Consider the following 6,987-nt stretch of genomic DNA (forward strand, 5'->3'; position numbering starts at 1 on the left):
CGCCGCCGCCGATGCGCGCAGCGGTGCGATTCTCACGGCTCGCACGCCGTGCGACCTGGCCGCGCACGTCGCCCAGGCCGGAGGGGCACGCCTGATCGCGTGTTCGCTGGCCGGGGACGTGGCGACCGTGACGGTGTCGGCGGCGTACGCTGGACTCGCAGCCGTCTCCCGCGCCCGTGCCGGGCAACCCGAGGAACCGTGACGGCCGCGCGACCCTCGCTCGCTGTGAAGTACCCCGCACAGCGGTGTGTATGGTGTGCTTCGAAGAAAGGACGCACCCTTGGCTGAAGGCAAGAAGCTCGTCATCGTCGAGTCCCCGACGAAGATGCGGTCTATTCAGGGATACCTCGGCGACGGCTACGAGGTGCTCAGCTCCGTCGGCCACATCCGCGACCTCGCCGACAAGAAGGACATCCCCGCCGACGACAAGAAGGCGTACGGGAAGTACTCGATCGACATCGACAACGGGTTCGACCCGTACTACGTCGTCTCCGACCGCAAGACCAAGACGGTCGCCGAGCTGAAGCGTGCGCTGAAGAGCGCCGACGAACTCCTGCTCGCCACCGATGAGGACCGTGAGGGTGAGGCCATCGCCTGGCACCTGCTCGAGACCCTCAAGCCCAAGGTGCCCGTCAAGCGCATGGTGTTCCACGAGATCACCAAGGATGCGATCCAGGCCGCCGTGGGGAACACGCGCGAGCTGGATCATGCCCTGGTCGATGCGCAGGAGACCCGCCGTATCCTCGATCGTCTGTACGGGTGGGACGTCTCGCCGGTCCTCTGGTACAAGGTCAAGACCGGGATCTCCGCCGGACGGGTGCAGTCCGCGGCGACGCGTCTGATCGTCGACCGCGAGCGCGAGCGCATGGCTTTCGTGTCGGCTGAGTACTGGGACGTCGACGCCGACGCGGCCGCGACCGGCACCTCCTTCCGGATCCGTCTCGTCCGGGTCGACGGCGGCCAGCTCGCCCGCGGCACCGACTTCGATGACACCGGAAAGCTCAAGAAGGCCGTCGTGGTGCTCGACGAGGCACGCGCTGCCGCACTGTCCAGAGCCGTCGACGCCACGGGTGCGGGGACGGTCACCAAGGTCGAGGCGAAGCCCGGCACCCGGAGCCCGTACGCCCCCTTCACGACGTCCACCATGCAGCAGGAGGCGGGTCGCAAGCTCTCGATGAGCGCCAAGCAGGCGATGAGCGTCGCCCAGCGCCTGTACGAGAAGGGGTACATCACCTATATGCGTACCGACTCCACGGCGCTGAGCACCCAGGCGGTGCAGGCGGCGCGGAGCCAGGCTGTCGCTCTCTACGGTGACAGCGCGGTGCCGCTCAAGCCGCGCGTCTACAAGTCGAAGAGCAAGAACGCCCAGGAGGCCCACGAGGCCATCCGTCCCTCCGGCGAGAACTTCCGCACGCCGTCGTCGCTGTCCTCCGAGCTCGACCGCGAGGAGCAGCGTCTCTACGACCTGATCTGGAAGCGCACGGTCGCGAGCCAGATGGCGGACGCCAAGTACGAGACGACGACCGTCACGATCGCCGTGGATGCCGATGGCCAGACGGCCGAGTTCACCGCATCCGGCACCGTCTACACCTTCAAGGGCTTCCTGGAGGCCTACGAGGAGGGTCGCGACGAGAAGCGCGGCGACGCGGACGCCGCCGAGAACCAGTCGCTCCCGGCCGTCGCCGTCGGGGATGAGCTCGCCGTCTCCCACGCCGAGGCCAAGGGCCACCGCACGACCCCGAAGCCGCGCTACACCGAGGCGTCGCTGGTGAAGGTGCTGGAGGAGAAGGGCATCGGTCGTCCGTCGACATTCGCCACGATCCCGGAGACCATCCTCGACCGTGGCTACGCGGTCAAGCGCGGACAGGCGCTCGTGCCCACGTGGCTGGCGTTCAGCGTGGTGCGGCTGCTCGAGGAGCACTTCGCCGAGCTGGTCGACTACGACTTCACCGCGGCGCTGGAAGACGACCTCGACACGATCGCCCGGGGCGAGCAGAACCGCGTGGAATGGCTCAAGTCGTTCTACTTCGGCTCGGAGTCGCACGTGGGGCTGCGGCAGGTCGTCGACAACCTCGGCGAGATCGACGCGCGGGCCCTGAACTCTACGCGCATCACCGACACCGCGACGCTGCGCTTCGGCAAGTACGGCCCCTACCTGGAGGTCACGGACCCGGAGAACCCGGACGCGAAGCCGCGCATCGTGAACGTGCCGGAGGACCTGGCGCCCGACGAGCTGACGGCGGAGAAGGCGCAGGAGCTGATCGACGCCCCGGTGGCGGGGGACCGCGTGCTCGGCACGAATCCGGAGAACGGCAAGATCGTCGTCGTCAAGGACGGCCGGTTCGGGCCGTACGTGCAGGAGAACGACCCGGTCTCGGACGACGCCGCGGTCGACGAGGCGACCGGTGAGGTCGTCGAGGCTCCCAAGCCCAAGCGAGGTGCGAAGAAGGAGACGGCGCCCAAACCGCGGACCGCCTCGCTGTTCCGCTCGATGTCGGTGGACACGCTCGACCTCGACACGGCCCTCCAGTTGCTGAGCCTCCCGCGGGTGGTCGGCGTCGACCCGGAGTCCGGCGACGAGATCACCGCGCAGAACGGCCGATTCGGCCCGTACCTGAAGAAGGGCACCGATTCGCGGTCGCTCGAGAGCGAGTCGCAGATCTTCGACGTGACGCTCGACCAGGCCCTCGAGATCTACGCCCAGCCGAAGTACGGTGCAGGTCGTCGCGCCTCGAGCGCGCTGGCCGAGTTCGACGCCGACCCCGTGAGCGGGAAGCCCATCCGCGTGCGCGACGGTCGCTTCGGTCCCTACGTGACCGACGGTGAGACGAACGTCACGATCCCGCGCGGCCAGAAGCCCGAGGACATCACGTTCGAGATCGCCGTGCAGATGCTGGCCGACAAGCGCGCGAAGGGCCCTGCGCCCAAGCGCGGCTCGCGTACCGCCGCCAAGAAGGCTCCGGCGAAGAAGGCTCCGGCGAAGAAGGCTCCGCCGAAGAAGGCGAGCGCCGACGGAAAGGCCACGACGGCGAAGGCGACGACGGCGAAGGCGACGGCGGCGAAGAAGACCGGGAAATCCGCGGGCTCCACGTCGGCGGCGCGCTCGGCCGCGGCGAAGAAGGCGGCGGCGACGCGCGCGGCGAACGCGGCGGCGAAGGCGGCGGAGAAGGCCGGCTCGTGACCGGGAGCCGCGGCGCCTGGATCACTCTCGAAGGCGGGGACGGCTCAGGCAAGACCACTCAGGCGAACGTTCTCGCCGACTGGCTGGAGCAGAGCGGGCGCACCGTGGTGCGCACCAGGGAGCCGGGGGGATCCGAGGTCGGCACGCTGATCCGCGAGATCGTGTTGCACCATCGCGGGGACATCGCGCCGCGCGCCGAGGCCCTCCTTTACGCCGCCGATCGGGCGCATCACGTCGCGACGGTCGTGCGCCCGGCGCTCGCGCGCGGTGAGGTCGTGCTGCAGGACCGCTACCTCGACTCGTCCGTCGCCTACCAGGGTGCCGGTCGGGTGCTCGACCCGGCCGAGGTGCGGGACCTGTCGCTGTGGGCGGCCGAGGGCGCACTTCCCGATCTCACGGTGCTGCTCGACCTCGACCCCGCCGCGGCGCGCACCCGACTCGACTCGGCCGACAAGCCCTTCGACCGCCTTGAGGCCGAGCAGGCCGAGTTCCACGAGCGCGTGCGCGAGGCCTACCTCGACCTGGCCGCCGCGGAGCCGGAGCGCTTCCTCGTGCTCGATGCCGCACAGCAGCCCGAGGCGATCGCGGAACGGATCCGAGCTCGCGTCGCTGAGCTCCTGGACTGATCCTCCACAGGCCGAACAAAGACGGCTGCGACCACGGATGACGGGAGACGTCCCCGCGGCGTCGGCGGTCCCGATTAGGCTGAGGACATGCCCCCGACTCTCGCCCCCGCATTCCCCTGGGCGGACGTCTGGGGCCAGGACGCGGCGGTCGACACGCTGCGCGCGGCGGCAGCCGATCCGTCGGCCCTGTCCCACGCCTGGCTGATCACCGGCCCGCCGGGGTCGGGGCGGTCGACGCTCGCGTACGCGTTCGCCGCGGCGCTGATCGCCGAGGGTCCCGATGACGAGGCCACCATGCGCCAGGTCCTCGCCGGCACCCATCCCGACGTCACGGCGCTGCGCACCGACAAAGTCATCATCACGATCGCGGAGGCGCGATCCCTGGTCGAACGCTCGTACTTCGCCCCGTCCGCCGGGCGCTACCGCGTCATCGTCGTCGAAGACGCCGATCGCATGGTGGAGCGCACGTCCAACGTGCTGCTCAAGGCTCTGGAGGAGCCCCCGGAGCAGACGGTCTGGATCCTCTGCGCGCCGAGTGAGGCGGATCTGCTTCCCACCATCCGTTCGCGCGTGCGGTCGCTGCGGCTGCGGGAACCCGACGTCGCCGATGTGGCACGACTCATCAGCCTCCGTACGGGGGTCGATGAGGCGGTCGCCGAGCAGGCGGCGCGTCACGCGCAGCGGCACATCGGGATGGCCCAGCGGCTCGCCACCGATGATGCCGCACGACGTCGTCGTGAAGAGACGCTGCGCGCCGTCATCGGTGTCCGCGGTGTGAACGACGCGGTCGATGTCGCCGGGCGCATCATCCAGGCGGCGACCGAAGACGCCAAGGCGCTCACGGCCGAGCGCGACGCGAACGAACGGGCCGCGCTGTTGCGCACCGTGGGCGTGGCGGAGGGGCAGGCCGTGCCGCCGGCGCTCCGCCCGCAGGTGTCCGCGCTGGAGGACGAGCAGAAGAAGCGGGCCACGCGGAGTCTGCGCGACGGCATCGACCGCGTGCTCACGGACATGCAGTCGCTGTTCCGTGATGTGGTGATGCTCCAGTTCGGGCGCAGTGACGACCTCATCAACAGCGAACTGCGCCCCGAACTCGTCGATCTCGCGGCGGCATGGCCCGTCGCCCGGACCCTGGTCGTCCTCGACCACCTTGCCGAGACCCGGCAGTCGCTGGAGCGCAACGTCGCTCCGCTGCTCGCCCTGGAGAGCTTGCTCGTGACGGTCACGAGCGGGAGGAAACCGTGAACACTCGCCCCCTGTCGCGCCTGCGTCGCGCGGCCGCGCTCATCGCCGGACTGGCCGTCGCCTCGGTCGCCCTCTCGGGCTGCCTCTACGCGATGATCCCCGAGCAGTCGGCACGCCCGGCGGGCGAGAAGGAGCCGGACACCGAGGGTGTCGCGGCCGACCTGCTGCCCTACTACTCCCAGAAGCTGGACTGGACGGAGTGCGGCACCGGCTTCGAGTGCACCGACGTCACGGCGCCTCTCGACTGGGAGAACCCCGGCTCCGGCGAGATCCAGCTCGCGGTGGTGCGGCATCGCGCCGAGGGCACCGCGGTCGGCTCGCTCCTCACGAACCCCGGCGGGCCCGGCGCGAGCGGGGTCGACCTGGTGCTCAGCAGCCTCGGCTATGCGGTCGGCCCCGCTCTGGTCGAGAACTACGACGTGATCGGCTTCGACCCTCGCGGGGTGGGCGGGTCGACGGCCGTCACCTGCTACGACGACGCCGAGATGGACGACTACCTCTACGGCATCCCCGAGGCCCAGCGGGGGAGCGCCGAGTGGGAGCAGGAGCTGCTCGACGGGCATCGCGCCTTCGCTGAGGCGTGCGACGCCAACAGCGACGGCATCCTGCCGTACATCACCACGGTCAATGCGGCCCGCGACATGGACCTGATCCGCGCGGTGCTGGGAGACAAGCAGCTCAACTACCTCGGCTACTCGTACGGCACGTTCCTCGGTGCCACCTACGCCCAGCTCTACCCCGAGAAGGCCGGACGCCTCGTGCTCGACGGGGCGATCGACCCCTCCGTCCCGGGACTCGAGGTCGGGGCCACGCAGGCGCTGGGATTCGAGTCGGCGCTGCGGGCGTACATGCAGAACTGCCTCGATTCGGGCAACTGCCCGTTCAGCGGCTCGGTCGACGAGGCGATGGCCGACCTCGGAGCGCTCCTGGCCAGCGCCGACCGCACGCCCCTCGAGAACGGGGACGGACGGCTGATGGGCGCCGATGCGCTGATGACCGCGATCATCGCCGCGCTGTACTCGCAGGACAGCTGGGACTACCTCACCCAGGCCCTGGAGGAGGCGCTGCAGGGCGACCCCACGACCGCGTTCGTGCTCGCCGACTTCTACAACGGTCGGGAGAACGGCACCTACATCGACAACTCCAGCGAGGTCTTCCGCGCGTACAACTGCATGGACTATCCGGTGGAGGACGACCCGGCGGCCGAGGCGGCGATCACCGCGAAGATCGCGGAGGGGGCACCCACGATCGCGCCCTACTGGACCGGCCCGGACCCCTGCGAGGTGTGGCCCTATCCGCCGACGGGGACGCGCGGGGAGATCGCGGCGGAGGGCGCCGGTCCCATCGTCGTCGTCGGTACCACCAATGACCCGGCGACGCCGTACGAGTGGTCCGAGTCGCTCGCGGACCAGCTGGAGGAGGGCGTGCTGATCACCCGTGTGGGCGAAGGGCACACCGGCTACAACAAGGGCAACACCTGCGTCGACGACGCGGTCGAGGGATTCCTGCTCGACGACGTGGTGCCCGAGGACGGCCTGCGCTGCGAGTGAGGGCGGGCTCGATTCGCGAGCGAGGCCGAGACAGGGTAATATCGGTGATCGCGCCGCTCACGCGTCGCACGCCGCTTTAGCTCAGTCGGCAGAGCATTTCACTCGTAATGAAAAGGTCGTCAGTTCGATTCTGACAAGCGGCTCACTGAAACCCCCGGGATCCTCGAGATCCCGGGGGTTTCTGCGTGTGAGGAGCTGCGCCATCGGGCGTGGCACGGCACCGACGCCTAGGTGCGCCGTGCCAGGAGTGCGGACGCCGTGAGCGCCACCCCGCGATCCTCATCCCGTGCGAATCCGCCCAGGGCCTCGTCCGCGCTCAGGCCACGAACCCCCGCCAGTGCGGCGGCGAGCCGGCGACGCGCGACGACCGAGGCGCCGTCGGCTC

The 6,987-nt window shown here is 69.9% G+C and carries 4 protein-coding genes, 1 tRNA gene and 1 pseudogene; all 6 read left to right on the plus strand.

The genetic code is table 11. The annotated features are described in order from the left end of the window. Nucleotides 1-202 (plus strand): annotated as a pseudogene (locus tag DW299_RS19415) (helicase); the annotation flags it as partial. A gap of 78 nt (nt 203-280) precedes the next feature. Then, entirely contained in the window at nt 281-3,181 is a 2,901-nt protein-coding gene (gene topA / locus DW299_RS14745) for a type I DNA topoisomerase (protein WP_136037029.1), read from the plus strand. Next, nucleotides 3,178-3,807: a dTMP kinase gene (gene tmk, locus DW299_RS14750; protein ID WP_136037030.1), complete on the plus strand. Its 630-nt coding sequence runs from the start codon at nt 3,178-3,180 to the stop codon at nt 3,805-3,807. Before topA ends, tmk begins: the two co-directional genes overlap by 4 nt. An 87-nt stretch (nt 3,808-3,894) precedes the next feature. Further along, the gene (locus DW299_RS14755) at nt 3,895-5,052 is read left to right on the plus strand and encodes a DNA polymerase III subunit delta' (protein ID WP_136032182.1); all 1,158 of its coding nucleotides are present in this window, start codon (nt 3,895-3,897) and stop codon (nt 5,050-5,052) included. After that, nucleotides 5,049-6,602, plus strand: coding sequence for an alpha/beta hydrolase (locus DW299_RS14760; RefSeq protein ID WP_205814414.1), 1,554 nt, complete (start codon nt 5,049-5,051; stop codon nt 6,600-6,602). The genes DW299_RS14755 and DW299_RS14760 overlap by 4 nt, the downstream gene beginning before the upstream one ends. A gap of 70 nt (nt 6,603-6,672) precedes the next feature. Further along, nucleotides 6,673-6,745, plus strand: a tRNA-Thr gene (locus DW299_RS14765). The last annotated feature ends 242 nt before the right edge of the window (nt 6,746-6,987 follow it).

It is taken from the genome of Microbacterium sp. K35 (assembly GCF_004794375.1).
Lineage (GTDB): Bacteria > Actinomycetota > Actinomycetes > Actinomycetales > Microbacteriaceae > Microbacterium > Microbacterium sufflavum.

Excerpts from the sequence above, each read along its gene's own strand:
- DW299_RS14755 (WP_136032182.1), top strand. The coding sequence starts at position 3,895 with ATGCCCCCGACTCTCGCCCCCGCATTCCCCTGGGCGGACGTCTGGGGC.